Origin of the sequence: Pseudomonas sp. MD330_10 (assembly GCF_042610415.1) — a bacterium.
GTDB classification, from domain to species: domain Bacteria; phylum Pseudomonadota; class Gammaproteobacteria; order Pseudomonadales; family Pseudomonadaceae; genus Aquipseudomonas; species Aquipseudomonas rhodesiae.
Genome location: NZ_JBHGZU010000002.1, coordinates 295,202 through 321,640, shown reverse-complemented (window position 1 = coordinate 321,640; position 26,439 = coordinate 295,202). Strand labels below are relative to the sequence as shown.

The 26,439-nt window shown below is 61.8% G+C and carries 26 protein-coding genes; 12 read left to right on the top strand and 14 right to left on the bottom strand.

Annotated elements, in window-relative coordinates; translation table 11 throughout:
- Positions 1-118: 118 nt before the first annotated feature.
- From ACFZPT_RS04595 to ACFZPT_RS04585, 3 genes are read right to left on the bottom strand one after another with little or no spacing between them, the layout of a single operon-like run.
- Positions 119-1,174, bottom strand: coding sequence for an alkene reductase (locus ACFZPT_RS04595; protein ID WP_034096330.1), 1,056 nt, complete (start codon positions 1,172-1,174; stop codon positions 119-121).
- A 28-nt stretch (positions 1,175-1,202) separates the two neighbouring features.
- The gene (locus tag ACFZPT_RS04590; protein WP_034096331.1) at positions 1,203-2,369 is read right to left on the bottom strand and encodes an MFS transporter; all 1,167 of its coding nucleotides are present in this window, start codon (positions 2,367-2,369) and stop codon (positions 1,203-1,205) included.
- Positions 2,370-2,382: 13 nt separating this feature from the next.
- Positions 2,383-2,700, bottom strand: a complete 318-nt coding sequence (locus ACFZPT_RS04585) for a helix-turn-helix transcriptional regulator (RefSeq protein ID WP_034096332.1) — start codon at positions 2,698-2,700, stop codon at positions 2,383-2,385.
- Between the two features lie 155 nt (positions 2,701-2,855).
- Here ACFZPT_RS04585 and ACFZPT_RS04580 point away from each other — a divergent pair, with 155 nt between their 5' ends.
- Positions 2,856-3,440, top strand: coding sequence for an ACP phosphodiesterase (locus tag ACFZPT_RS04580; protein WP_099312665.1), 585 nt, complete (start codon positions 2,856-2,858; stop codon positions 3,438-3,440).
- A gap of 34 nt (positions 3,441-3,474) precedes the next feature.
- Here the strand turns inward: ACFZPT_RS04580 and ACFZPT_RS04575 are convergent, their stop codons facing one another.
- Together ACFZPT_RS04575 and olsB are read right to left on the bottom strand one after the other, a co-directional pair.
- Positions 3,475-4,266, bottom strand: coding sequence for a 1-acyl-sn-glycerol-3-phosphate acyltransferase (locus ACFZPT_RS04575; protein WP_099312663.1), 792 nt, complete (start codon positions 4,264-4,266; stop codon positions 3,475-3,477).
- Positions 4,266-5,021 (bottom strand): L-ornithine N(alpha)-acyltransferase, encoded by a 756-nt coding sequence (olsB, locus tag ACFZPT_RS04570; RefSeq protein ID WP_034096335.1) that lies wholly within the window; start codon positions 5,019-5,021, stop codon positions 4,266-4,268. Before olsB ends, ACFZPT_RS04575 begins: the two co-directional genes overlap by 1 nt.
- A gap of 184 nt (positions 5,022-5,205) precedes the next feature.
- Here olsB and ACFZPT_RS04565 point away from each other — a divergent pair, with 184 nt between their 5' ends.
- The 4 genes from ACFZPT_RS04565 to ACFZPT_RS04550 all read left to right on the top strand — a co-directional run bounded on the left by ACFZPT_RS04565 (position 5,206) and on the right by ACFZPT_RS04550 (position 8,510).
- The gene (locus tag ACFZPT_RS04565; protein WP_047883027.1) at positions 5,206-6,279 is read left to right on the top strand and encodes a serine hydrolase; all 1,074 of its coding nucleotides are present in this window, start codon (positions 5,206-5,208) and stop codon (positions 6,277-6,279) included.
- Complete coding sequence (locus tag ACFZPT_RS04560; protein ID WP_034096337.1) at positions 6,276-6,590, top strand: hypothetical protein; 315 nt, start codon at positions 6,276-6,278, stop codon at positions 6,588-6,590. Before ACFZPT_RS04565 ends, ACFZPT_RS04560 begins: the two co-directional genes overlap by 4 nt.
- Before the next feature lie 170 nt (positions 6,591-6,760).
- Positions 6,761-7,351: a YceI family protein gene (locus ACFZPT_RS04555; RefSeq protein WP_034096338.1), complete on the top strand. Its 591-nt coding sequence runs from the start codon at positions 6,761-6,763 to the stop codon at positions 7,349-7,351.
- A 1-nt stretch (position 7,352) separates the two neighbouring features.
- On the top strand, positions 7,353-8,510 hold the full coding sequence (locus tag ACFZPT_RS04550) for a phosphatidylserine/phosphatidylglycerophosphate/cardiolipin synthase family protein (protein ID WP_034112344.1): 1,158 nt from the start codon (positions 7,353-7,355) through the stop codon (positions 8,508-8,510).
- A 65-nt stretch (positions 8,511-8,575) separates the two neighbouring features.
- Here the strand turns inward: ACFZPT_RS04550 and bglX are convergent, their stop codons facing one another.
- On the bottom strand, positions 8,576-10,867 hold the full coding sequence (bglX, locus tag ACFZPT_RS04545) for a beta-glucosidase BglX (RefSeq protein ID WP_099312661.1): 2,292 nt from the start codon (positions 10,865-10,867) through the stop codon (positions 8,576-8,578).
- 238 nt (positions 10,868-11,105) lie between these two features.
- Here bglX and ACFZPT_RS04540 point away from each other — a divergent pair, with 238 nt between their 5' ends.
- The 4 genes from ACFZPT_RS04540 to ACFZPT_RS04525 all read left to right on the top strand — a co-directional run bounded on the left by ACFZPT_RS04540 (position 11,106) and on the right by ACFZPT_RS04525 (position 14,503).
- On the top strand, positions 11,106-11,717 hold the full coding sequence (locus tag ACFZPT_RS04540; protein WP_034096341.1) for a LemA family protein: 612 nt from the start codon (positions 11,106-11,108) through the stop codon (positions 11,715-11,717).
- A gap of 18 nt (positions 11,718-11,735) precedes the next feature.
- Positions 11,736-12,467 (top strand): YgcG family protein, encoded by a 732-nt coding sequence (locus tag ACFZPT_RS04535; protein ID WP_099312659.1) that lies wholly within the window; start codon positions 11,736-11,738, stop codon positions 12,465-12,467.
- A gap of 31 nt (positions 12,468-12,498) precedes the next feature.
- Positions 12,499-13,116 carry a TPM domain-containing protein gene (locus tag ACFZPT_RS04530; protein WP_034112348.1) on the top strand — a complete coding sequence of 206 codons (618 nt, stop codon included), beginning with the start codon at positions 12,499-12,501 and terminating at the stop codon, positions 13,114-13,116.
- A gap of 160 nt (positions 13,117-13,276) precedes the next feature.
- The gene (locus ACFZPT_RS04525) at positions 13,277-14,503 is read left to right on the top strand and encodes an SAM-dependent methyltransferase (protein ID WP_034096344.1); all 1,227 of its coding nucleotides are present in this window, start codon (positions 13,277-13,279) and stop codon (positions 14,501-14,503) included.
- Here the strand turns inward: ACFZPT_RS04525 and ACFZPT_RS04520 are convergent.
- The 4 genes from ACFZPT_RS04520 to ACFZPT_RS04505 all read right to left on the bottom strand — a co-directional run bounded on the left by ACFZPT_RS04520 (position 14,500) and on the right by ACFZPT_RS04505 (position 19,690).
- On the bottom strand, positions 14,500-15,399 hold the full coding sequence (locus tag ACFZPT_RS04520; protein WP_034096345.1) for a DMT family transporter: 900 nt from the start codon (positions 15,397-15,399) through the stop codon (positions 14,500-14,502). The two genes, ACFZPT_RS04525 and ACFZPT_RS04520, sit on opposite strands and share 4 nt — an antisense overlap.
- Before the next feature lie 102 nt (positions 15,400-15,501).
- Positions 15,502-18,057: a TonB-dependent receptor gene (locus ACFZPT_RS04515; RefSeq protein WP_099312657.1), complete on the bottom strand. Its 2,556-nt coding sequence runs from the start codon at positions 18,055-18,057 to the stop codon at positions 15,502-15,504.
- A 128-nt stretch (positions 18,058-18,185) separates the two neighbouring features.
- Positions 18,186-19,154: a FecR domain-containing protein gene (locus tag ACFZPT_RS04510; protein ID WP_099312655.1), complete on the bottom strand. Its 969-nt coding sequence runs from the start codon at positions 19,152-19,154 to the stop codon at positions 18,186-18,188.
- On the bottom strand, positions 19,151-19,690 hold the full coding sequence (locus ACFZPT_RS04505; protein ID WP_094064690.1) for an RNA polymerase sigma factor: 540 nt from the start codon (positions 19,688-19,690) through the stop codon (positions 19,151-19,153). The genes ACFZPT_RS04510 and ACFZPT_RS04505 overlap by 4 nt, the downstream gene beginning before the upstream one ends.
- 172 nt (positions 19,691-19,862) lie before the next feature.
- Here ACFZPT_RS04505 and ACFZPT_RS04500 point away from each other — a divergent pair, with 172 nt between their 5' ends.
- Entirely contained in the window at positions 19,863-20,195 is a 333-nt protein-coding gene (locus ACFZPT_RS04500) for a YegP family protein (RefSeq protein ID WP_034096349.1), read from the top strand.
- A 54-nt stretch (positions 20,196-20,249) separates the two neighbouring features.
- On the opposite strand, the gene ACFZPT_RS04495 is transcribed toward ACFZPT_RS04500, so the two are convergent.
- Both ACFZPT_RS04495 and ACFZPT_RS04490 read right to left on the bottom strand, forming a co-directional pair.
- Positions 20,250-21,128 (bottom strand): dihydrodipicolinate synthase family protein, encoded by an 879-nt coding sequence (locus ACFZPT_RS04495; protein WP_034096350.1) that lies wholly within the window; start codon positions 21,126-21,128, stop codon positions 20,250-20,252.
- 29 nt (positions 21,129-21,157) lie between these two features.
- Entirely contained in the window at positions 21,158-21,940 is a 783-nt protein-coding gene (locus ACFZPT_RS04490) for an aldolase (RefSeq protein ID WP_034096351.1), read from the bottom strand.
- A 160-nt stretch (positions 21,941-22,100) separates the two neighbouring features.
- Between ACFZPT_RS04490 and ACFZPT_RS04485 the strand changes: the two genes are divergently transcribed.
- A complete protein-coding gene (locus tag ACFZPT_RS04485) occupies positions 22,101-22,628 on the top strand; it encodes a helix-turn-helix domain-containing protein (RefSeq protein ID WP_034112362.1) in 528 nt (175 codons plus the stop codon).
- 337 nt (positions 22,629-22,965) lie between these two features.
- On the opposite strand, the gene ACFZPT_RS04480 is transcribed toward ACFZPT_RS04485, so the two are convergent.
- Entirely contained in the window at positions 22,966-23,982 is a 1,017-nt protein-coding gene (locus tag ACFZPT_RS04480) for a DUF4917 family protein (protein ID WP_099312653.1), read from the bottom strand.
- Positions 23,983-24,106: 124 nt separating this feature from the next.
- Here ACFZPT_RS04480 and yiaY point away from each other — a divergent pair, with 124 nt between their 5' ends.
- Positions 24,107-25,255, top strand: coding sequence for an L-threonine dehydrogenase (gene yiaY, locus ACFZPT_RS04475; protein WP_099312651.1), 1,149 nt, complete (start codon positions 24,107-24,109; stop codon positions 25,253-25,255).
- Here yiaY and ACFZPT_RS04470 read toward each other — a convergent pair.
- Positions 25,222-26,409 carry an MFS transporter gene (locus tag ACFZPT_RS04470; RefSeq protein WP_034096355.1) on the bottom strand — a complete coding sequence of 396 codons (1,188 nt, stop codon included), beginning with the start codon at positions 26,407-26,409 and terminating at the stop codon, positions 25,222-25,224. The genes yiaY and ACFZPT_RS04470 overlap by 34 nt on opposite strands.
- Positions 26,410-26,439: the final 30 nt, after the last annotated feature.

Genomic DNA, 26,439 nt, shown 5'->3' with positions numbered 1-26,439 from the left:
GTTACCTAGGCAAAGTGAGAGGGGGCGTGCCCCCGATAGCGAGTGATGGGCAGCTTATAGCCGACCCACCGCTATCGGGGACAAGCCCCCTCCCACATTTGGTTTGTGTTTTAGGCGATTACAGCGGCAGGGTCGGATAGTCGATGTAACCGACCGGGCCTTTGCCATAGAAGGTTTCCGGATGGGCTTCGTTCAGCGGCGCATCGGCCTCCAGGCGAGCCGGAAGATCCGGGTTGGCAATGAAAGGCACGCCGAACGCCACCGCATCCGCTTTACCCTCGGCCAGCCACGCATTGGCGCTGTCCTTGGTGAAGCGTTCATTGGCGATGTAAGCGCCGCCGAAGGCTTTTTTCAGTTGCGGGCCAAGGCTGTCGGCGCCTTCTTTTTCACGGGAGCAGATAAACGCGATGCCGCGCTTGCCCAGCTCAGTGGCCACGTAGGTAAAGGTTTCCGCCAGATTGGCATCGCCCATGTCGTGCGCGTCGGCGCGGGGTGCCAGGTGTACGCCCACGCGGCCGGCGCCCCAGACTTCAATGGCCGCGTCGGTCACTTCCAGCAGCAGGCGTGCACGGTTTTCCAGGGAGCCGCCGTACTGGTCGGTGCGCTGGTTGGTGCTGCTCTGCAGGAATTGGTCGAGCAGGTAGCCGTTGGCGCCGTGGATTTCCACACCGTCGAAACCGGCGGCCTTGGCGTTCTCGGCGCCGGTACGGTAGGCGTCGACGATGTCGGCGATTTCAGCGGTTTCCAGGGCGCGCGGAGTCGGGTAGTCGGCCAGCGGACGCACCAGGCTGACGTGGCCCTTGGGTTGGATCGCACTCGGGGCCACTGGGGTTTCGCCGTTCAGGTACGACGGGTGGGAAATGCGCCCCACATGCCACAGTTGCAGGAAAATCTTGCCGCCGGCGCCGTGCACGGCCTTGGTCACGTTGGCCCAGCCACGCACCTGGTCGTTGGACCAGATACCGGGGGTGTCCGGATAGCCCACGCCCATCGGTGTGACGGAAGTGGCTTCGCTGAGGATCAGCCCGGCAGACGCTCGCTGCACGTAGTACTCGGCCATCAGCGCGTTGGGTACGCGACCGGCGTCGGCGCGGCAGCGGGTCAGCGGGGCCATGATGATGCGGTTCGACAGCTCCACGTCACCCAGTTTGATCGGATCGAAAATAGTCGTCATCGCACAATACCTTCTCTAGTTACTTGGATCAGTTGGTCGCAGGGGCCAGGTCGGCATCGCCGCTCTGACGGAACGTTATCAAGGTCACCAACAGGGCAAGGATCGCCAGGGCAGCGGCCGCCAGCGGCACACTGGTCAGGCCGAAACCATGAGCGATCACGCTGCCACCGACCCAGGCACCGAGGGCGTTGCCGATGTTGAACGCGCCGATGTTCAAGGTGGACACCAGGTTCGGAGCGGCCTTGCCGAAGGTCACCACGTTGATCTGCAGCGCCGGCACGGCGGCGAACGCGGCGGTTGCCCACAGGAACAGGGTGATTTCGGTGGGGATCACGGCGACGCTGGTCCAGCTCAGCGCGGTGGACACCACCGCCATGCTGATAAATACGCCAATCAGCGTGGCCGCCAGACGTTTATCCGCCAGTTTGCCGCCGATGATGTTGCCCACGGTCAGGCCCAGGCCGATCAGCAGCAGGGTCCAGGTCACGCCTTTGGGCGACACTCCGGTGACATCGCCCAACAGCGGCGCCACATAGGTGAAGAGGGTGAACATGGACGCAGCGAACAGCGCCGTCATGCTCAGCGACAGCCAGATACCAGCACCCTTGAGGGCGGCCAGTTCGGCGCGCATGTCGAGCTTTTCTTCATCGCGCTTGGCCGGCAAGAAGCGGATCAGCCCGATCAGCGCCACCACACCGATCACCGTCACGGCCCAGAAGGTCGAGCGCCAGCCGGCTTGCTGGCCCAGTGCGGTGCCCAGGGGCACGCCGAGGACATTGGCCAGGGTCAAACCGGTGAACATCAGGGCTACGGCCGAGGCCCGCTTGTTGGCCGGCACCAGGTTGGCCGCCACCACCGAACCAATGCCGAAGAACGCGCCGTGGCATAGCGCGGTGACCACGCGGGCAAACATCAGCACGTTGTAGTCGCTGGCCAGTGCGCAGAGCAGGTTGCCGATAATGAAGATCCCCATCAACGCGACCAGAGCTGCCTTGCGTGGCAGTTTGGCCGTGGCCAGTGCCATAAATGGCGCGCCAATGGCCACGCCCAGGGCGTAACCGGTGACCAGCCAACCGGCGCCAGGGATCGATACACCGAGGTCCGCCGCCACATCGGGCAGCAAACCCATGATGACGAACTCGGTGGTGCCGATGGCGAAGGCGCTCAAGGCCAGGATGAGGAGCGAGAGGGGCATTTGCGGATCCTTTTTACAGCGGTTCAGCGCTGAGTTCAGTGATAAGCGCCGTGAGGAAGGCTTGGATCGCTTCCTCATTGCGTTTGAAAAAGTGCCACTGCCCGGCCTTCTGGCTGCTGATCAGACCCGCCCGTTGCAAGGTGGCCAGGTGCGCCGACACGGTCGACTGGGACAAGCCGCAGCGCTGGTCGATCTGCCCGGCACAGATGCCGTATTCGTGGTTGTGCAATTGCTCGGGGAATTGCACTTTTGGGTCTTTGAGCCAGTTGAGGATGTCTCGCCGTACTGGGTGCGCCAGGGCTTTTATTATTTCGTCGAGGTCGATGGACATGGCAGTGTGCTCGGTGTCGTAAAGCGTTATATCGCGATGAGGCGAACTTTAAATCGGTATATCCCGATATACCAATACGATTTAGCTCTGAGATCATCTCAAATCGGTATATCGGGTTATAACGATACGTTGGCGGCAGTGCTAAACTGCGCGCCATGAATTATCTCGCACATCTGCACCTGGGCGGCCAACTTCCTGCACAACTGCTGGGCAGCCTGTATGGCGACTTCGTCAAAGGCCGTCTGCAGGGCCAGTTCAGCCCATCCATCGAAGCGGCGATCCAGGTGCATCGCTCGATCGACCGTTTCACCGACAGCCATCCGTTGGTGGGGCAGGCGTTGTCGCGCTTCAGCCTGACCCGTCGGCGCTATGCGGGGATTGTTTTGGACGTGTTCTTCGATCACTGCCTGGCGCGGGATTGGACCTTGTATGCCGACCAGCCGCTGGAGCACTTCACCTCGCAGGTATACCGCGTATTGGCTGCCGAACCGCAGTTGCCCGGGCGGTTGGCGCAGATTGCGCCGTTTATGGCGGCCGATGATTGGTTGGGCTCGTACCGCGACTTTGCGGTGATGGAGCAGGTGTTGCGTGGGATTTCGCGGCGGCTGACGCAGCCTGAGGAGTTGGGGCAGGCGATGCAGGAGTTGCGACTTTTATATGAACCGTTGAGTGAAGACTTCCGGCGCTTCTACCCTGAATTGCAGGTGTTCGCACAGTCTCAACTGACAACATCAAACTAAATGTGAAGGGGGCTTGCCCCCTCCCACATTTGTCTCAAGCTGCGAACGCTGGTCGCGCCGCTACTTGTTCTACCTCCGGCACCGGCCCAAACAACACCTTCTGCACCGCCTGCTGCGCCTGGTAAGCCAGCGCCGCGCGTTCCTGCCCGGCGCACGCAATCGGTGTGAGCACATGAATTTCCACATCGCCCTGGTCATTGGCGAACAACCGCATCAGGTGCGAGAGCAAGTCGTCATCGCCGATAAACGGCGCCAGGGGATCGACCTGTCCGTCACGCAGGTAACGGATCGCCACCGGTTGCAGCGACACATCCGCATCGATGGCGCTGGCCAGCAGGCGCCCGTGGAAGGTGCGCAGGCTGCGACCGTCGGTGGTGGTGCCTTCGGGGAACATCAGCAGCGGGTGCTGTTGTTCCAGGTGGCGGGTCATTTGTTTGCGGATCAGTTGGTTGTCGCCCGAACCCCGGCGGATAAATAGGCTACCGGCCTTGGCCGCCAGCCAGCCGGCCACCGGCCAGGTGCGCACTTCGGCCTTGGACAGGAACGACATCGGCGCCACGGCGCCCAACAGCGGAATGTCGGTCCAGGACACGTGGTTGCTCACCCACAGCATCGGCTGCGTCGGCAACTCACCGTGTACCGTCACGCGAAAGGGTAGGGCGTTGGTCAGCCGCGCCATGAAAAACCGCGACCAGCGTTGGCGCCGCACCATCGAGTTGGCGATGCCCAGCCGCTCGAACACACCGAACACGCTGGCCATGCTCAAGCCCAGCGCCACCACCAGCAACACCCGGGCGATGCGCCCGTACACGCGCAGGCGGCTCATCACATGGCCGCCTTGAAATGGCGCGCATAGCGTGGGCACAACTCGTCGCGCTTGAGCAGGATAAATACGTCGGCCACTTGGAAATCCTCATCCCAGCACGGCTCGCCGCAGATCTTCGCCCCCAGGCGCATATAGGCCTTGAGCAGCGGCGGCATTTCGGCGATCACGTTGGACGGCAGATCCAGGGCCGGCAGCGGTTTTTTCGGCTCGGCGCGCAGGTGCTCGTTGCACAGATAGCGTTCGCGCAGACGCTGCATGATCGCGTGGGCCTGGATGCCGCCGTCGTGCATGGGAATGCTCGCGCAACCCATCAAATAGCTGTAGCCGCCCTGGTTGAGCACTTCGGCCAACTCACCCCACAACACGGCGATGGTGCCGCCGTTGCGATAGGCCGGGTCGACGCAGGTGCGGCCAATCTCCAGGATCGGGCCTTTGAGATGGAGCAAGCCATGCAGGCTGAATTCTTCTTCACTGTAGAACCGCCCCAGCGTGCTGGCGGCCTGGTGGTCGAGCAAGCGTGTGGTGGCTACCAGACGACCGGTGTTCAAGTCCCGCACGCCGATATGGCTGCAGTGCACATCATAATCATCCATGTCCAGGCCATGTTCCGCGCCTTTCAGCTTGGCATTGAACTCGCCGCTGAATACGTTGAACCGCAGGGCCTGGGCTTCCTGCAAAGCCTGGGCGCCGATCAGGCGTTCGGCTTGCAGACGGCGTTCATTGCCGGTGTCGCTGATGCGGGCGATCTGAGTCATGGCGAGTCTCCGAGTGCCGGCCACGTTTCGGCCGGTCGACTTTGTTGTCCAAACTCAGGCTATGGAGGCCCGGTGTCATCTCCATGAAGTTATGGTGACGCTTGGATGACAGGCACTGTGTCGTCAATCTGTCATCCAGCGGGGCTAGGCTCGCGGGTTTGAATGCCCCGTTGAGTCCGTGTCTATGGTCAAAGGTCTGTTGTGCGCCGTGCTGCTGTTAATCACTATTAACGGCCATGCTGAGACCTGGCCTGACCAAGAATGGGCCAAGGGCACGCCGCTCACCGGCCCCGCGCTCGAAGCCCTGGACGCCTATGCCTTTGCACCGCGCGACGACGCCACCCGCCAAGGCATTCGCACCGATGCCTTACTGGTGATCCGCGACGGTAAAGTTATTTACGAACGCTACGCCGCGCCCACCAGCGCCAGCACGCCGCACCTGACTTGGTCGGTGAGCAAGAGCCTGATGGCCTGCGTGCTGGGCGTGGCTTATGGCGACAATCGCTTCAAATTGAGCGACCCGGTGGCGCGTTTCTACCCGCCGATGAAGCAGCACCCGACGGTGACCATGGCCGACCTGCTGCACTGGGCCTCGGGCCTGGACTGGCAGGAAGACTACGAATTCGCCCCGCTAAAATCCTCCGTCGTGGCGATGCTCTACACCCGCGGGCGCGCGGATATGGCCGAGTTCGCCGCGAACAGCGACACCTTCAGCGCACCGGGGCGGGCGTTTCGGTATTCCAGTGGCGACAGCAATCTTTTATCCGCTGCTCTTAAAGGCATGCTTGGCCACAAGGCGTACATGAGCTACCCGTGGGATGCGCTGTTCACACCGCTGGGTATTCGCAATGCCACCTGGGAAACCGACGCCGACGAAACCTTTGTTGCCTCCTCCTATGCCTACCTCACCGCTCGCGATCTTGCGCGGGTCGGCCTACTGATGGCGCGGGATGGGCGTTGGAAGGACCAGCAACTGCTGCCCAGGGACTGGGTGGCCTTCAATCGCCAGGCGTTCGATAACTACAAAGCCGGCCAGGACGAAGCCACGCCCGGCGGCCATTGGTGGCTTAATCAAGGCACGCCAAGGCCCTGGCCCGATGCCCCCGCCGACACCTTCGCCGCCCTCGGCCACTGGGGCCAGGCGCTGTATGTGATGCCCGAGCAGCGCCTGGTGATCGTGCGCTACGGCGACGACCGCGACGGCAGCTACCGCCACAACGAACTGCTCAAACGCGTACTTGCGGCGGTGCAACCATGATCCGTCGTCGTCCGTTCACCAGCCTGTTTCTGCTGCTGTTGCTCGCGCTGTTGGGGTGGGTTTGGCACGAGCGCGTCAACCTGCAAGCCTTCCCCGATATCATCGCGGCGTACACCGCCAAGGAATATTGCTCCTGCCGCTATGTCGCGAATAACCCGGCGGCGTATTGCCTGGGGTACGTAAAACAGTACGTGCCGACCAGCGCGTTCACCGATAACCCGCTGCGTAGCGAAGTAACGGCCAGTGGCTTGGGGCGCACCCATACGGCGCGTTGGTTGGGGGAGCGCCAAGGCTGTCGCCTGAACCCCTGACACAAGATCCCCTTTGGGAGCGGGCTTGCCCGCCAAAGCTGTCTGTCAGTAAAGATGTGCCAACAGGCTCACCGCATTTTCGCGAGCAAGCCCACTCCCACATTTGGATTTGCGCCGTTCGTGACATTGCGCTTAAGGTTCGTGCAGGTTTTTCGCCCCGCGAGTCCTTAATGTTCGACGTTTCGTTTATCAAACCCCTGGCTTTTGTCCTGCTGGCCGCTGTCGCCGTGCCCGCCCACGCCGACTGGTACCTGGACAACGAGTCCTCGCGCCTGTCTTTCGTCACCACCAAAAACACCGAGATTGCCGAGGTCCAGCGCTTCCTGGTCTTGCACGGCAAGGTCGACGACAAGGGCGCGGCGCAGGTGCAGGTGGAGCTGGAGTCGGTCAACAGTGGCATTCCGCTGCGCGATGAACGCATGCGCAATCAGTTGTTCGAGATCAAGACCTTCCCCGAAGCGCTGATCAGCGCACAGATCAACCTGCAACCCATCAATGATCTGGCCCCGGGCGCGCAACTGGAGTTGCGCCTGCCCCTGAGTGTGACCTTGCATGGCAAGACCCAGACCTACAGCGCCGAACTGCTGGCTACGCGCCTGGATGACCGACGCTTCCAGGTGGTGACCCTGGAACCGGTGGTGCTGCACGCCGAGGATTTCGACCTGGCGCCCGGGGTGGCCGCGCTGCGCAAGGCGGCCGGGCTCAAGTCCATCAGTTTGTCGGTGCCGGTGGGTGCGGTGCTGATCTTCACGGCGCGCTGACATGGGCGGCGCGGTGTTCCCGTGGCGCAGCGCCAACCGTTTCGAGTTGTTGATCGACGGCCCGCAGTTTTTTCCGCAGATGCTGGTGGGCATTGCCCGCGCCGAACGGCAAGTGGATCTGGAGTTGTACCTGGTAGAGGCCGGCGCGTGCGCCGAGGCAATGGTGCAAGCGTTGGTGCTCGCCGCCGAGCGCGGTGTGCGCGTGCGGTGCCTGTTCGATGACTACGGCAGCCTGGCGTTTACCCTGTCGCTGCGCAAGCGCTTGACCGACGCGGGCGTGGAGCTGCGTTTTTACAATCGCCTGAGCTGGCGTCGCTGGATGCGCAACCTGTACCGCGACCACCGCAAGCTGTTGCTGATCGACCAGCATGTGGCGGTGGTGGGTGGCACGGGCGTGACGGACGAGTTCTGGACACCGGGCCACGACACGGCCGAGTGGCATGAAGTGATGGTGCAGATCAGCGGCCCGCTGGTATTGGATTGGCAGGCATTGTTCGACCGCCAATGGCACGCCAACGCGGCGCGCCGCGCGTGGAAACCGGCGACCCATTTTGGCTTGCCGCGTCTGCCCAAAGTGCCCGCCAGCGGGCCGGGGCTTGGCCGCGTCGCGTACGCCGACGCCCGCCAGCACCGCGATATTCTGCAATCGTTGATCCGCGCGCTGAACAACAGCCACCAGCGCATCTGGCTGGCCACTCCCTATTTCCTGCCGACCTGGGGCGTGCGGCGTGCCTTGCGCCGAGCGGCGGGGCGCGGCGTGGACGTGCGTTTGCTGCTCACCGGGCCGCGCACCGATCACCCGTCCGTGCGCTACGCCGGGCACCGGTATTACCCGCGTTTGCTGCGTTCAGGCGTACAGATCTTTGAATACCAGCCGTGCTTCCTGCACCTGAAGATGGTGCTGGTGGACGACTGGGTAAGCATCGGCTCGTGCAACTTCGACCACTGGAACCTGCGCTTCAACTTGGAAGCCAATCTGGAAGCACTGGACCCCGAGCTGACCCAGGCGGTGGTGGCGAGTTTTGAGCGGGACTTTGCCCAGAGCCAGGCGGTGAGCCTGGAGGCGTGGAAGGCACGGCCATTGTGGCGGCGGGTCAAGCAGCGTGTCTGGGGGTGGATAGATCGGTTGGTGGTGAACTTGCTGGACCGGCGAGGCTAGCAAGAACACTGAGATCAAATGTGGGAGGGGGCAAGCTCCTCCCACATTTTTTGACCGGGTCAGGCTTAGAGCAGTTCGAAGCTCTGTTGCTGTACATCCTGAGAGTCCAGGCCGATCTGCACATTGAACTCGCCCGGTTCAGCGGCGTACTTGAGCTGTGTGTTGTAGAACTTCAAGTCGTCTTCGGTGATGGTGAAGTGCAGCGTGCGCTCTTCACCGGCCTTGAGCATGACTTTCTGGAAGTTCTTCAACTCCTTGATCGGGCGGATCATCGAGCCGGCCACGTCCTGGATATACAGCTGCACCACGGTTTCGCCGTCGACCTTGCCGGTGTTTTTCACGGTGACGCTGGCGTCGAGCTTGCCGGTCTTGTTCAGGGTGGTGGACGACAGGGCCATGTCCGACAGGCTGAACGTGGTGTAGCTCAGGCCATAACCAAACGGAAACAGCGGCCCGGTGGTGTCATCGAAGTACTGCGAGGTGTAGTTGCCCGGTTTGCCCGGTGTGAAGGGGCGGCCGATGGTCAGGTGGTTGTAGTAGGTCGGAATCTGCCCCACCGAACGTGGGAAAGTGATCGGCAGTTTGCCCGACGGGTTGTAGTCGCCGAACAGCACATCCGCAATTGCATTACCGCCTTCGGTGCCGGCGAACCAGGTTTCCAGAATCGCATCGGCCTGTTGGTTCTCTTCCAGGATCGACAGCGGGCGGCCGTTCATCAGCACCAGGACCAGCGGTTTGCCGGTGGCCTTGAGCGCCTTGATCAGATCGCGCTGGCTTTGCGGGATGTTCAGGTCGGTGCGGCTCGACGACTCGTGGGACATGCCACGGGACTCGCCCACTGCGGCGACGATCACGTCGGCCTGCTTGGCCGCTTGGACCGCCTCGTCGATCATGGCCTGGGGCGAGCGCTTGTCATCCACCACTTCCGGCGCATCGAAGTTAAGGAAATTGAGGTAATCGACTACGGCTTTGTCGTTGGTGATGTTGGCGCCGCGGGCGTAGATCACTTTGCCTTTTTCACCGATCACGGCGTTGAGGCCGTCCTGCAGAGTCACCGATTGCGCCGGGCGGCCGGCGGCGGCCCAACTGCCCATCATGTCGATAGGCGCCTTGGCCAGTGGGCCGACCAGGGCGATGGTGGCGGATTTCTTCAGGGGCAGGGCGTCGTTGTGGTTCTTCAACAGCACCAGGCTGCGCCGGGCGATGTCGCGCGCTTCGGCGCGGTGCAGGCGGCTGTCGGCATAGGTGTCGACCGGGTCGTCCTCGGCCTTGCCGATGCGCAGGTACGGGTCCTTGAACAGGCCCATGTCGTACTTGGCGCCGAGCACTTCGCGCACGGCGTTGTCGATGTCGCTCTGTTCGATCTCGCCGGACTTGAGCAGCCCCGGCAGTTCCTTGCCGTACAGCGAGTCGTTCATGCTCATGTCGATGCCGGCCTTGATCGCCAGCTTCGCGGCTTCACGCCCGTCCTTGGCTACGCCGTGTTTGATCAGTTCGAAGATCGCGCCATGGTCGCTGACGGTCAGGCCCTTGAAGCCCCAGTCCTTGCGCAGCAGGTCGTTCATCAGCCAGGTGTTGGCGGTGGCGGGCACGCCGTTGATCGAGTTGAGCGCCACCATCACACCGCCGGAACCGGCCTTGATCGCGGCGTGGTAGGGCGGCAGGTAATCCTGGTACATCTTGACCGGGCTCATGTCGACCACGTTGTAGTCGCGACCGCCTTCCACCGCGCCGTACAGGGCGAAGTGCTTGACGCTGGCCATAAGGCTGTCGGCATTGGCCGGGCTGGTGCCCTGGAACGCCTTGACCATCACTTCGGCGATGCGCGAGACCAGGTAAGTGTCTTCGCCGAAGCCTTCGGAGGTGCGGCCCCAGCGCGGGTCGCGGGAGATGTCGACCATCGGCGCGAAGGTGATGTCGAGGCTGTCGGCCGCGGCTTCCTGGGCGGCGATGCGCCCGGAGCGGCCGATGGCATCCATGTCCCAGCTGGAGGCCAGGGCCAGGCTGATTGGGAAAATGGTGCGGTGGCCGTGGATCACGTCGTAGGCGAAGAACATCGGGATCTTCAGGCGGCTGCGCATGGCCGCGTCCTGCATCGGACGGTTTTCCGGGCGGGTGATGGAGTTGAACGTGCCGCCGATGCGGCCGGCGGCGATTTCCTTGCGGATCAGCTCGCGGGGCATTTCGGGACCGATGCTGATCAGGCGCAATTGGCCGATCTTCTCATCCAGGGTCATCTGCTTGAGCAGGTCGCTGACGAAAGCGTCCTTGTCCTTAAGCGCAGCAGGCTTTGTTTCTGCCCATACGGGGTGACTGGCCAGAGTGGCAACAAGGCCGAGCAAACACAGCTTTTTCATGAATATCCTTTTTCGGCTCACTGCACAGCGCTTGCGCTGATCGGCCAAAATGTGGGGAGCGTCTATTGTTGTTCGGGCGTTGTTCAGATAAATGCAGCACACTCTGAACTCTTATTCGCGCTGGGCATCTTTGTAGCTGATTGGCTCGATGCGTACCAGTGGTGGCGGATTATGCCCCAAGCGCGCGGTTTATAGGGCAGGTCATCCAATTCCATCCAGTTTGGGCAGGAGATACACCATGCAAGCAGCACAGGTTAACCGCTGGGGCCTCAAGGCCGCGGCTCTGCTATTGATCAGCACGGTGCTGAGCGGTTGCGGCATCAACAACATTCCCACCCTGGACGAGCAGGCCAAAGCAGCCTGGGGCCAAGTGCAGAACCAGTACCAACGTCGTGCCGACCTGATCCCCAACCTGGTGGAAGTGGTCAAGGGCTATGCCGCCCATGAGCAGGACACCCTGACCGCCGTGATCGAAGCGCGGGCCAAGGCCACGTCGATCCAGGTCGATGCCAGCACCCTGGACAACCCGGAAAAACTCAAGCAGTTCCAGCAGGCCCAGGACGGTTTGAGCGGCGCCCTCAATCGCTTGATGGTGGTCTCCGAACGCTACCCGGATCTGAAAGCCAACCAGAACTTCCTGGCCCTGCAATCTCAACTGGAAGGCACCGAAAACCGCATCGCCGTGGCGCGCCGCGACTTTATCCAGGCCGTGCAGGCGTACAACACTGAGATCCGCACCTTCCCGGGCCGCCTGTGGCACAGCGTGATGTACAGCGATTTGCCGATCCGCGCCACGTTCGAAGCCACCAGTGCCGATGCCGATAAAGCGCCGCAAGTGAAGTTCAAATAAGGCTGCACTGAGGTGTCGATGCGTTTATTAAGGATAGGCCTGGCGCTGTGGCTGTTGGCCTGCGTGGGCGTGGCCCAGGCGGCGTTGACCTTCCCGGCGCTGACCGGGCGGGTGGTGGATAACGCCCAAATGATCGACCCGGCGGTGCGCGCGCAGTTGACCCAGCAGTTGCAGGCGCTGGAGCAGAAGAGCGGCGATCAGATCGTGGTGGTCACCGTACCTGACCTGCAAGGCGTGCCGATCGAGGACTTCGGTTATCAATTGGGGCGCCAGTGGGGCATCGGCCAGAAGGGAAAGGACAACGGCGCGCTGTTGATCGTCGCCCGCGATGAGCGCAAGTTGCGCATCGAAGTCGGTTACGGCCTGGAAGGTGTACTGACCGATGCGCAGTCCTGGGTGATCATCAACCAAGTGATCGCGCCCAAGTTCAAGGCCGGCCAGTACAGCCAGGGCATCAGCGACGGTGTGGCTGCGATGATCCAAGTGGTCGGCGGTGAACCGCTGGCGGTGCCGGCCCATGTGGCGGATGGCAACTTTGCCAAGGATAATCCGCGGCTCTCCATTGGCCTGTTCGTGTTGCTGATCGGCGTGTTGTGGCTGTGCAATCGCTTGGGCCTGCCGGTGGGTGCGATCCTGTTGGCGATCCTCAGCAGCAGCGGACGTGGCGGCGGTGGCGGCGGCGGAGGGGGCGGTGGTTTCCGGGGCGGCGGCGGTGGCTTCGGCGGCGGCGGGGCCTCGGGCGGATGGTAATGACAATAACGAGAAAAGAGCATCTACAACCATGGCACTACTGAGTGAACACGAACAACGCCAGGTCGCCGAAGCGATCGCCCGGGTCGAGCAGCAGACCGACGCCGAGCTGGTGACGGTGCTGGCCGCCCGTGCCGATGACTACGCGTACATCCCGTTGTTGTGGGCCAGCCTGATCGCCCTGGTGGTGCCGGGCGTGGTGCATTACCTGTCCGGCTACCTGACCATGTACACCTTGCTGTTGGCGCAGTGGGCGACGTTCATTGTGCTGTGTCTGGTGTTTCGCTTGCCCAAAGTCACCACGCGCCTGATCCCACGCTCGGTGCGGCATTGGCGCGCGTCCAATCTGGCGCGTCGGCAGTTTCTGGAGCAGAACCTGCACCACACAGTGGGCAGTACCGGGGTGCTGATTTTTGTCAGCGAGGCTGAGCGCTACGTGGAAATCCTGGTGGATGAAGGCATTTCCAAGCGCCTGGACGACAGCCGTTGGGACGCCATCGTCCAAGCCTTCACCCAGCAGGTCAAACAAGGCCAGACCCTGGCCGGGTTCATTACCTGCATCGAAGCCTGTGGCGAGTTGCTCAAGGTGCATGTGCCGGTGACCCAGGCGCGCAATGAACTGCCCAATCGCCTGGTGGTACTTGAGTAGCCCAAACACCGCGATCAAAAAGTGTGGGAGGGGGATTGTCCCCTCCCACATTTAGCCCCAGCAGTGTTCAAGTGCAGTACCGTTGATCAAATAACTCCGTGCCCTGAGCCTCCATCCCCCCTAAAATGCCCGGCATTCCCAGCCCGAGGCGTTTTTGTTCATGTCCGTCACCGCTCAACCCGCCCGCCCTGCGCCGGATCATCACGCCCAGTTCATCGAACTGCTCGGCGAAAGCCTCGCGCACAATGCCTTTATCAAGCTGGTGCTGGCCAAGTACGTCGGTGACGAAGCCGAGCTGCAACGGCTGATTATCAAACCGGTGACTGTCAAGGAGCAGGCGTGCCTGTCCTTTGTGTACCGCTACAAAACCCGCGACATCACCAAGAACCTGCCCGTAGCCGAAGGCGTCGCGGCAATTGCCGCACTGTTGCCGACGTCGTTCAAGAACGCGCACTTGCTGGCGCTGACCGACGAAGCCCAGCTGGAGTACAGCAAGAAGAACAAAAGTTCGCTGTTCAAGAGCAAGCCGCAGCAACTGCGTGAGGCGCCGTCGGCCGAGCATAACCGCGAAAAAAATCGCTTTCTCGACCTGAGCCGGCCGTTTCTGGCCGACCTGGGCGTGACCGATGCCAAGCAGGCGCTGATCCCATCGATGTCGCGCAAGTGGAAACAGATCAACAAATTCATCGAGGTGTTCAGCCATGCGCTGACCTCGTCGCCGCTGAAACTCGATCAGCCGGTGCGGGTCGCCGATTTCGGTTCGGGCAAGGGCTACCTGACGTTTGCCATCCACGATTACCTGCGCAATACCCTCAACGCTGAAGCCCAGGTCACCGGCGTCGAACTGCGCGAAGATATGGTGACCCTGTGCAACAGCGCGGCTGCACGCCTGGAACATCCCGGGCTGGTGTTCAAATGCGGCGATGTGCGCAGCGTGGCGCCCAGCGAGCTGGACGTGATGATCGCGCTGCACGCCTGCGACATCGCCACTGACTATGCGATCCACACCGGCATCCGTTCCGGCGCATCGATCATCATGTGCTCGCCGTGCTGCCATAAGCAGATCCGCCTGCAGATCCAGAGCCCGGCGCTGCTCAAGCCGATGCTGCAATACGGTCTGCACCTGGGCCAGCAGGCGGAAATGGTTACCGACAGCCTGCGTGCGCTGTTCCTCGAAGCCTGTGGTTACGAGACCAAAGTGTTCGAGTTCATCTCGTTGGAACACACCAACAAGAACAAGATGATCCTGGCGGTCAAACGCGCCGAGCCGGTGGATAACGCCTCGTTACTGGAGAAAATCCAGGCCCTCAAGGCGTACTACCACATCACCGAACACTGCCTGGAAACCCTGCTGCGCGCGGATGGTTACCTGGGCACCCGCCGTTAAACTGCGCTGGGCTTGGGCACTGGCGCAGGCTGCACCGCTGTCTTGCGCCCCAGCATCACCGTCACGATCACCCCGCAGGCGAACACCCACGTAATCGGCTCGATCTGTTCGCCGAAGAACAGCGCCGAGAACGCAATGGTGAAGAAGATCTGCAGCAGTTGAATCTGGCTGACCCGTGCGATGCCGCCCATGGCCAGCCCGGCGTACCAGGCGAAGAAACCGAGGAACTGCGAGAACAGCGACACATAGCCGAACGCCCACCAGGTGCGCGCCGAGATCGCGCCCTGATGCTGCGCCGCCAGGTACCACACCGGGCCGATCAGCAACGGTGTCGACAGCACCAATGCCCAGCAGATCACCTGCCAGCCGCCCATCTCCTTGGCCAATCGGCCGCCTTCGGCATATCCCAAGCCGCCCACGGCAATGGCGCCGAGCATCAGCAGGTCGCCGGCTTGAATACTGCCGGCGCCGGTAATCAGCGCATAGCTGAGCACCAGCCCACTGCCCAGCGCCGCGCAGGCCCAGAAGGCTTTGGACGGTCGTTCATGGGACAGCCACGCCGCATACAGCGCCACGCACAAGGGTTGCAAACCGTTGACCAGTGCACCGTGGGACGCCGGTAAGGTTTGCATGGCCCAGGCCGACAACACCGGAAAACCCAGGATCACCCCGGCGATCACCAGGCAAAGGCCGCGCACTTGACGCCAAGTGGGCCAACGCTCGCGGCGCCACAGCAACAGCGCTGCCGCCGGCACCGCAGCGAATAACGCGCGACCCAGGCCGTTGAGCAACGGGTGGATGTCCTGCACCACGATGCGGGTGAAGGGCAGGGTCAGGCTGAAGATGATGACGCCCAGCAGGCCGAGGGCCATGCCGGTGTTTTCGCGCGAACTCATAAGGGGGGCCGGAATTCAGAGGGCTTCATGGAATGCCCATCTAGCCACAACCCCCGCCGATCACGGGCCTACAGCTGCGTGCGGATTTATCCGTACAGTTGTTCAGAAAAAACGCGTGACGCTGATCTTCGCATCGCGGCCCTTGGTGTAGGCCCGATCGCCGCTCAGGGCCGGGCGGTAGTTATTGTTGAACATATTGTCGAGGGTGAAGTTGACTTCGGTGCCCTTGAGGTAAGCCTGCTGCGGTTTCCATTTGGCGAACAGGCCCTGGGTGTTGTAGCGCTTGTTGTTGTATTGGTCGTAAAAGGTATCGCCGACGCTGCTGCCGGGGCCGCCGGAGTATTTGTCGCTGGGCAGGCGGTCGGTGGCGCCGATGAACTGGCCCATCCATCCCACTTGGGCATCCCACGCCGGAATATGGGTGCCGAGCACCAGTACCCATTTGGTCGGCGGGATGTCCCGCGCCGATACGTTCGGCCCCCAAGGGTTGGTGTAGGCGCCTTCATGCTGGCCGGTGGTGTAGGCGTAGGACACCGAACCGAACAGGTACGTGGAGTTATAGAACGATTCCACCTCGAAACCCTTGATGGTCACGCCGCCGATATTGCGGTAGTTGGACATCGGCCCCGGCGGGCAGGCCGTGGAAATCGTGCCGCCATTGATTGCCTGGTTCTGGCAGCCGACGCCGGTGGCCTTGAAGATTTCGTCTTCGACTTTGTTGTGGAACAGCGTGGTACGCACTTGCAGGCTGTCGTCCTGGGCGATCAGGTTATCGAAACTGGTGATGTTGCCCACGGTGATCGACGTGATGCGTTCCGGGTCCAGATCGACGCTGGTGGCGGTGCGACTGCCCACGCCCTGCACTTCATATTGTTCGTCGATCACCGGGGCGCGCCAGGTCTGACTCCAGTTGGCGAACAGCCCGACCTGCGGGGTGACGGTCCAGAACAGCGCCAGACGGGGCGACCAGCCGGTGTAGGTGCGGTCGCTGTAGTCATGGCCGACTGCCGGGTTGGGGTTGCTGTAGTACGGCGCATCGTTGGCCTCGCCACGGTTGCGCACATGGTCGTAGCGCAAGGACGGAGTGACCGTCACGTCGCCAAGGGTTACCGCATCCTGAATGAAGAAACTGTTGGTATCGACCTTGCCGTGGGGCATGAAGCCCGGCTGGAAATGCCCGTAGTTGTAGCGCGGCGTGTTGTAGGTGGTGCCAGGCATCCACATCTCGGTTTCCCGCGTGTGTTTGCGGATCTGCGTGCCGACGGTGACCGCGTGCTGCAGCGGCCCGGTGTCGAACAGGCTGACGTTGCGGATGTCGAGGTTTTTGTCGGTGTAGGCGGTGTCCATCCGGCGCCCGCCGCTGGCCAGTTGGAAAAACGCCGTGGCGGTGCGCTCGTCGGTTTGCTCGGTGTCGGACTGCGAATATTTAACGGTCAGATCCACCAGCGGGTTATCCAGGGGCTGGTATTCGTACTTGCCGGACCAAGTGGTGTCGACCGTATCGCGGTTGGCCAGGAACCGCTTCAACGCGCCTTCATAGCCGTAGCGGTCGATATTGGCCTGCGTCGGTGGCGTGGGGTAGCTGGCGGCGGAAAATGGCGTCCAGCGATCGCTGTGGGAACGCGAGTAGGACAGGCCCATGCTGTGTTCATCGGTGAAGTGCGCATTGACCTTGAACAACTGCCCATCGACGTTCTGGGCAGAGTTGGGCAGGCGCTGGGGGTTGATCGGGTACTGGTTATTTTCGTTGGGCAACTTACCGGCAACCTTCATGTCGTCGCCATCGCGCTTGGTCAGGTAGGCCAGGGCGTCGAAACGACCGTCGTCGGTGCGACCGAACACGGCACTGCTGTAGACCTGCTCGTGGTCGTTACTGGAGTAACCGTACTTGAGCATCGCGCCGCTGTTGCGGCCGTCTTGCAGCAAGTCCGGGGCGTCCTTGGTGGTCATGTTGACCGTGCCGCCAAAGCCGCCGTTGCCGGTGAAGGGCGAGTTGGGGCCTTTCTCTACTTCGATGCTCTTGATCAGCTCGGGCTCGATAAACACCGTGCCCTGTTGGTAGCGTTCGAAGCCGCTCTTGGTGGCGCCGTCGACGGTGAGCGGCACGTCTTCGGCATCGCCGAAACCGCGAATGTTGATGGTCTGGCCACCGGGTTTGAGCGAGCCACCCTGGCTGACCCCGGGCAGGGTCTGCAGCAGGCTGGGAATGTTATTGGCTTGGTAGCGCTCGATATCGGCCTGGCTCAAGGTGGAGCGGCCGACGGTGCTGGAGTCGACTTCATTGCCGGTGCCGATCACGCTCAGGGCTTCCAGCTGGATCGCGCCGCTGGTGGTGGTCCTGGCCTCTTCGGGTTTGACCACGTAAGTGCTGCCGACTTTGATCAGGATGAACTCGCCATTGGACAGCAAGTTGCGGATTGCCGTCTCTGCGCTGTAGTCACCGTTGAGTGCCGGCGCCTGTACGTTCTTGAGCTGGGTCTCGTCGAACAGCAACTGGATTTTGGTCTGCTGCGCCACTTGGCTCAGGGACGCGGCCAATGGCTGGGCGGGCAGATGCAGGGTGAACGATTCGGCCTGGGCGCCGAGGCTGAATGCCAGGCAGGTGACGGCAAGGGTCGGTCGAAACAACGGCAGAGCAAGGCAAGGCGCGCGAAACATGAAATCCCCCAGGGTGGCTAAATGGCCAGAAAGGCGTGCGTATCAAACGCAGACGGGAGGAAGACGGGGCTGCGGAAAAAATCCACACATGCGAATGCAAAATATTCTCAAGTGTGGCGCTCTGCGGATTAACGATTCGGTTCGATCCTGATCGCGCCGTCGGCCAGCACCACGGTTTTCACCGGCAGCAGCGCGGGCAGGGCGTTGAGCAGCGCATCGGGGTCATTCACATCCAGGTTGCCCGATACCTTCAACTGCGCCACAGCCTGACTGACCTGCAACGGTGCCTGAGGGCGGTACAGGCTCACTTCGTCGATCAGGCTGGCCAGCTCGCGATTGCGAAACGCCAGGTGCCCGCTGCGCCAATCCGCCACCGTTTCGTCGGTGAGGGAGGATTGCACCAGCGTGCTTTTGGCGTAGTTGTAACCGGCGCGTTGCTGCGCCCCGAGCATGGCGACCGGGCTTCTGGCCGTGGGTTCGAACGCGACCTGACCGTGGGCAACGCTGACCACCAGTTGTTGCGGGCTGCGGCGCACATCGAAACCGGTGCCGACCACCCGCACGCGGGCTTCCCCCGCCTGCACGAACAATGGCCGTTCCTTGTCGGCGGCCACTTCGATATACAGCTGGCCCTGATCCAAGTGCACGATGCGCTGGTGGGCGCTGAAGTCCACGCGCAGGCGGGTGTTAGCGTTCACGTACAGCGTGCTGCCATCCGGCAGGTTCAGGGTGCGCGTGCCTTTGGCTTGGGCCGCCACCTGGGTGTGATACAGCTCGCGGGGCGCGCCGAGGTGCGTCGCCATCACCGCGCACAACACGGCGGCGGCCACCGCCAGCGCCGGACGCCACGGGGACGACTTACGGGGCGCCAGCGCCACGGGTTTGTTCAGTTGCTGCAATTGGGCCAGGTCGGCCCACAATTGTTCGAACTCGGCATAAGCACGGGCGTGGGCCGGCACCGCGTACCAGGCCGCGAAGGCCTTGCGGTCGGCACGGCCGGTGTCCTCACGGTTGCGTGCAAACCAACTGGCGGCTTGGGCATCGATGGAATCGCTGGCTTCGATATCCAGGCTGTCGGTGTCGCTCAGGCGGTTCATTCTGGCTGCTCCGTGCCGGGGTCGTGTTGAAGGCGTCGCTTGCAATGCAGCAGGGCAAAGGCAATGTGCTTTTCCACCATGCTGGTCGAAATGCCCATGCGCTCAGCGATCTGCGCCTGGCTCAGGCCTTCGAAGCGGTGCAGCATAAGGGCTTCTCGTCGGCGGGGCGAGAGTTCGGCGAGGACTTCTTTCAACTGTTCCAGGCGTTGCAGGCGCAGGGCGGCGGCCATGGGTTCGTTTTGCTCGTCGGTGAGTGGCTCGCAGGGCTTGTCGGCTTGTTCGCCATGCACGCTCTGGCGCACCTTTTGTTTGCGCCAGTGGTCACGCAGCAGGTTGCGCGCCATCTGGAACAGAAACGCCCGAGGCTGCTCGACCTTGGCTCGGTCGCGGTAATCCAGCCATTGGGTGAACACGTCCTGAGTCATGTCCGCCGCGTCGCTGACGTTGTCGGTGCGCTTGCGCAGGAAATGCAGAATGTCTGCATAAAACCCGCGAAAGGCATCGGCCGACAGCGGGTCGGGCTTGGGACGAGACATGGATATCCTTCTTGACGACGTAGGCTGTGGAAAACGTCGCGAATGATATCGAGAACTATTGTCATTTGTCTCCAGGTAAATACCGGACGCCTGTTCAGGCTGGCAATACGGGGTGCTTAGCCTTTAATCCTACGAGCTGGTAAACGAAATCCCACTTCGAAGGAACACAATCATGGCTGGATGGTATGAGTTGAGTAAAAGCAGCAACGGGCAGTTTCGTTTTGTGCTGAAGGCGGCGAACGCAGAAACCATTTTGACCAGCGAGCTTTACGCCACCCGCAGCGCTGCAGAAAACGGCATCGCTTCCGTGCAGACCAACAGCCCGCATGACGAGCGCTATGAGCGAAAACTGGCCCAGAACGGTAAGCCGTACTTCAACCTTAAGGCGGCCAATCACCAAGTGATTGGCACCAGTGAGCAGTACTCTTCAGAAGCAGCGCGGGACCAGGGTATTGCCAGCGTCAAGAGCAATGGCCCAAGCACCACGATCAAGGACAAGACCTGACGTTTGCAGAGGTAAAGCCAACGCCCCGGCTCGCAGGAACCGGGGCGTTTTCATTCAAAGGGCTTCCAGCAAGCCCTTGAGTTGATTGCGTGCGGTATCGCCCAGCGGGAACACCGGTAACCGCGGGTCTCCCACCTCCAAACCGGTCAAGCCCAAGCCCGCCTTGATCGTCGCCGGCAGCCCGCCCTTGAGGATGAAGTCCAGCAGCGGCAACTGTTGATAGAACAGGGCCTGCGCCTGGCTCAGGTCATTGGCCAGCACCGCGTCATACAACGCCAGGTTCAGCGCTGGGATCAGGTTCGGCGCCGCCGTGCACCAGCCCTTGGCGCCGGCCACGAAGGCTTCCAGCGCCAGTGGGTTACAGCCGTTGTAGAACGGCACATCGCTGCGACGACGCAACTGGTGCATGCGCTGGATATCGCCGGTGCTCTCCTTGACCATGGTCACGTTGTCGACCTGTTCCACGATACGCAGGATCAAGTCCACCGACATGTCCGTACCGCTAGTGGCCGGGTTGTTGTAGAGCATGATGGGCACGCCGATGCTGGCGCCGATCGCGGCGTAGTGGGCGAGGATTTCGGCTTCGCTGAGTTTCCAGTAGGAGGCAGGCAGCACCATCACGACGTCGGCGCCATGAGCTTCGGCGTAGCGCGCGCGGCGCACGGCTTTGGCGGTGGTCAGGTCGGACACGCTGACGATGGTCGGCACGCGTTTGCCGACTTTTTCCAGGCTGTAGGCGCTGACTTCGTCCCACTCGGTGTCGCTCAGATATGCGCCTTCTCCGGTGCTGCCCAAGGGCGCGATGGCATGCACACCGCCGGCGATCAAGCGGTCGATGGAGCGGCCGAGCGCGTCGAAGTCGATGCGTTGCCCATCGGCACTGAACGGGGTGATGGTGTAGCCGATGATGCCGTGAATGTTGAGGCTGGACATGGGAATTCTCCGGTCAAAAAGGGGGGGCTTCAGTTCAGGCAATCGACGTGCTGGCGCAGGGTCTGCCGTGCGTAGTAGTTGAACGCGGCGCCGTGGCGCTTGGGTTTGGAGATCCAGTCATGGGCCTCGCGCCCCAGTTCCGGCAAGATCGGTTGGATCGTCCCGGCCGCCATTGCCAGCAACTGCAACCTGGCCGCGCGTTCGATCAACTGCGCGATCACGCAGGCCTCCTCGATGGCTGCCCCGGTCGATAACTGGCCGTGGTGCGAGAGCAGAATCGCGCGTTTGTCCCCCAGGGCCGTGGTGATGATTGCCCCTTCCTCATTGCCCACCGGCACACCCGGCCAGGTTTGCAGGAATGCGCAGTCGTCGTACAGCGGGCAGAGGTCCATGTGCGAGACCTGCAACGGCACTTCTAGCATCGACAGCGCGGCGACATGGGTAGGGTGGGTGTGGATGATGCAATTCACATCCGGGCGGCCACGGTATACCCAGGTGTGAAAGCGGTTGGCCGGGTTGGGAATGCCGTGGCCTTCCAGTACTTCCAGGTCTTCGTTGACCAGCAGTAGGTTGCTGGCGGTGATTTCGTCAAACCCCAGGCCTAACGGCTGGGTGTAATAGGTGCCTGGCATTGGCCCGCGTGCGGTGATCTGCCCGGCCAGGCCGGAGTCGTGGCCATGGTCGAACAGGATGCGACAAGTGAGCGCCAGCTTTTGCCGGTCGGTCCACGTATTATCCGCCAGGGTGTTTTGCATCTGGGTCAGTGCATGCTTGACCAGTTGGTCTTTGGGGAGCGCTAATGTCTTGGCCATATCGGTGTCCTTTGAGGGTTGCAATGGACGTCGGATTTGCTGGTCTCCCGCTGCTCGCAAGGTCGTTGGGTGAACGCAAATGACACTAACGATGCTATATGACACAAAGTGTCATTGGCAAGCACGGCTCATCGTTTCCTGCATGGATTAATCGCAGCGCATGTCTATCCGTTTGAAATTATTGAGAAAAAAACTTGGCGTTACGTTGGAGACCCTGGCGGAAAAGTCCGGGATGACCAAAAGTTACCTGTCCAAGGTGGAACGCGGGCTCAACACGCCGTCCATCGCCGCCGCGCTGAAATTGGCCAAGGCCCTCAACGTGAACGTCGAGGAGTTGTTCAGCGAGGAACGCGCAAGTCTCGACAGCTACAGCCTGGTGCGCAGCCATGAGCGCCCCGACACGTCACCGGGCTATGCCGTGCTTGCCCACCAGGTCAGCGAACGCAGCCTGTTGCCCTTTATCATCTACCCGCCCGCGGAGTTCTCCGACAAGACCTTCAAGGAACACGTGGGGGAAGAGTTTCTGTTCGTGCACGAAGGCCAGGTGGAAGTGGATTTCATGACCGAACGCGTGACCCTTGAGCGCGGCGATGCGCTGCACTTCAACGCGCAGAAGCCGCACCGCATCCGCTCGGTGGGGCCGGTGCAGGCGCAGCTGTTGGTGGTGGTTCACAGTACTGATGAGTGAGGTTCTTGCAGTAAGCAGGTTTGTCCCGCGCTGGACCGCGAAATGGCTCCCAAGCCAAGCGCCTGCCAGGTAACCACGTTGTCTGGAGTGGGGCTGCTCCACAGCCCAGCGCAGGGCAAGCCTGCTCACCACAGCGTTACGCATCAGCCTTTGAGATGAGTGTAGAGACCTGTTTCAGCCAGCTCATTGGTAACTGATACGCCGCTATCGGAGGCATGGGTATCTACATCTCTTCGGTGAAAACATCACCTGAAAAATGCGGTTTTAGTGGTGAGCAGGCTTGCCCTGCGCGAGGCAAGCCCGTTCACCACAGCGCTATAGAGCCGCTTTAGGATATCTATGTCTCCACGGGGACCGACAACGCCGAGTTACCCAATGCATGGGTGCGCGCCGCAAAGAACTTCAGCGCGACTCCAGTGCCGTCGAACAACTGCGAATACCGGCGCTTCTGCTGACGAATGAACCCCTCACTGCGCCCCGACACCGAGATCGCCAATGTGCTGGGGCGAGCGTGGCGAATCGCGTCCACCAGGTGGCTGTCCTGCGTGCCCAGCTCGTGGCCGAAGACGCACAACGCACCCTGATGGTTGAGCAGTTGCGCGTAACAGTACGACAGGTAATCCGAACTGCGGATGGTCTTGAGCTTCTCCTGAACGCTGCCTTCGCTGACGAACAGCGGCACATCGTCCAGGGTCTTGAGGGTGTTGTTGATCGCGAAACTGCTGAGCAGGGTGCTGTCGGTACTCGGCAGTTTGCGCGCGGTGCCGTCGAGGTTGCGCACCAGGTGCAGACCGCCGTGCAGGTAGAGGATACGCGTGGCGTCGGTGCGGGTATTGCCCAGGTCGAAGCAAGCTTCGGTGCCGCGAAACAGGTCATCGATGCCCGGGGCGTGCAGGATGGCCCAATAGTTGAGCAAGTCGTAATTGCTGGTGAACACCGTGGTGTAGCGGGCCAGCTCGCCATTGATCGCCGCCAGGGTCGAGGGCTGCACCAGGCGCCATGGGATATGCACGGCGTGGATGGTATTGATCAGCGCTTCCTTGATCGCGTAATAGCGATTGCGTGGCGCGGCTGAGCTGACTGCCAGCGCTTTGTTGACCCGGCTGGTGGTTTTTAACGCGCCCAGGGCTTGCTCGAAGCTGCGGGTCTGTAACGCATCGAACACACTGAGTTCGGAGGCGCTCAAGGGTTTTTCTTCGACGGTGCGGGCGTTTTCGAACAGTGAGTCGTAGGCAAAGTCTTCCCAGATCGCCCGGCTGGCGCCGTTGCCGATCAGTATCGCGCTGAAGTCGTGGGTGCTACGCAGCGCGCTCCAGTCTTCAAGGTGGGCGTCAATATCCTGGAAATCCTTCATTGCGGCGGGTCTACTCGAAATCGGCTGGGCGGTGACTTTATCACGAGCCGGCGTTGATCTTGATCAAGGTGCGCCAGGCGGCTGAGGTTGATGCTGTACCTATAACGTCATCCGAGGATTCGCCATGAGCAGCACTTTCTTTATTCCCGCCGTCAACATCATGGGCACCGATTGCCTCGACGAAGCCATGAATGCCATTCGCAACTATGGTTTTCGCAAGGCCCTGATCGTCACCGACGCCGGGCTTGCCAAGGCCGGCGTGGCCGCGATGATCGCCGAGAAACTGGCGATGCAGGACATCGACTCGGTGATCTACGACGGCGCCAAACCCAACCCCAATGTGGAAAACGTCGAGAAAGGCCTGGCACTGTTGCAGCGTAGCGCTTGCGACTTTGTGGTGTCCCTGGGCGGCGGCTCGCCCCATGACTGCGCCAAGGGCATTGCACTGTGCGCCACCAACGGTGGGCATATCGGCGACTACGAAGGTGTCGACCGATCCAGCAAACCGCAACTGCCGCTGGTGGCCATCAACACCACCGCCGGCACCGCCAGCGAAATGACCCGGTTCTGCATCATCACCGACGAAACCCGCCACGTGAAAATGGCCATTGTCGACCGTAACGTTACTCCGCTGCTGTCGGTCAATGACCCGTCGCTGATGGTCGGCATGCCCAAGGGCCTCACTGCCGCCACCGGCATGGACGCCCTGACCCACGCCATCGAAGCCTACGTGTCCACCGCCGCCACGCCGATCACCGACGCTTGCGCGATCAAGGCCATTGAACTGATCAGCGCCAACCTGCGCCTGGCCGTACGTGACGGCAGCGACAAAGTTGCGCGGGAGAACATGGCCTACGCGCAGTTCCTCGCCGGCATGGCCTTCAACAACGCGTCCCTGGGCTTCGTGCACGCCATGGCGCACCAGTTGGGCGGTTTCTACGATCTGCCCCACGGCGTGTGCAACGCGGTATTGCTGCCTCACGTACAAAGCTTCAACGCCAGCGTCAGCGCCAAACGCCTGAGCGACGTCGGCCGCGCCCTGGGCGCCGATACCCAAGGCGTCAGCGATGAAGAGGGCGCCCAAATCGCCATCGCCGCCATCCGCAGCCTGGCCCACGACGTGGAAATCCCCGCCGGCCTGCGCGAACTGGGCGCCAAGTTGCAGGACATTCCCCTGCTGGCCACCAACGCACTTAAGGACGCCTGCGGGCTGACCAACCCACGCCGGGCCGATCAGCGTCAGATTGAGGAGATCTTTCGCAGCGCGTTTTGATCTGCCTTGCAACGGGCGACGCAGATCCACGCGCCGCCCGCTAATGCCACGCACAGAAGCGCCAGAGGCGATGCCTGCTGAGTGACCAGCAGGCTCGCCACGCCACCGATCATGGCCGCCATCAACTGATGGGTAAAACCACTCAAGGCCATGGCGTACGAGCCGCTAATGGGCGCCCCATCGTTGGCCAGTGACAGGCTGATGGGGTAGCTCATTGACTGGCCCAGAACGGCCACGCAATACGGCAGCCACAGCAGCACGGCAAGCCCACTCGCAAACACACTGCCCAGCAACATCACGGCGCTACCCAATAGCACCAGCGCAACCCCCCAACTCATCATGGTCAATCGCCCCGTGCGTGCCACGAAGCGATTGACCATCAAGGCGCCTGCCAGATACGCCCCGCTGATCGGCCAACCCAGCCAACCGTATTGCGCCGCGCTCCACTGAAAATGCCCCTGCAGGATTAGCGGAGCGCAAGTATTGAACGCGATGATCACCCCGTAACCCAAACCGCCGAGCAGCGCGGCATGCAAGAAGGGTGGGTGCCGCGCAATCGTGGCGTAAATGCGCCATGGGGGGAGCGAGGAATCGGCTTTCAATAATTTAGGAAACGTCACACGTTGCAAGACCATCATCAAGAGGGCTGAGCCGATGGCTAGGCCATAGAAAATTGCCTCCCAGCCAAACGCCAGTTGCACCCTAGATCCCGCAAACTGGCCGATGCCCAGTGCGATGACAAACGTCATCCCCAGCCACGACAACCCCTTGGCCAGAAGCGCGCCGCTGAAACTGTCCCGTACCAGAACCCTCGCCATCACCGATACACCGCCCGCGCCAAAGCCCTGAATCAGACGCAAGGTCAAAAACACTTCAACGTTGAACGCTGATGGAATGGTCGCGCTGGCCAACCCATACAGCGCGAGCGCCGCCAGCAGCACCGGCTTACGGCCAAACCGCTCACCCAGGCTGCCCCACAGCAACATCGGCAGTGCCATGCCCACCAAATACACCGCCAGCGCCAGGGCCACTCGATCCTCGGCGGCGGGCAGAGCAAGGGCGATGGCCGGAACCGCCGGCAAGTAGCTGCTGATGCCAACTTGGGCGAGGAAAGCGGCACTGCAGGCGAGCGCAAGGGTGGTGGTGCTTTTCAATGGCAAGCTTCCTTATTGTTGTTTGGCCGT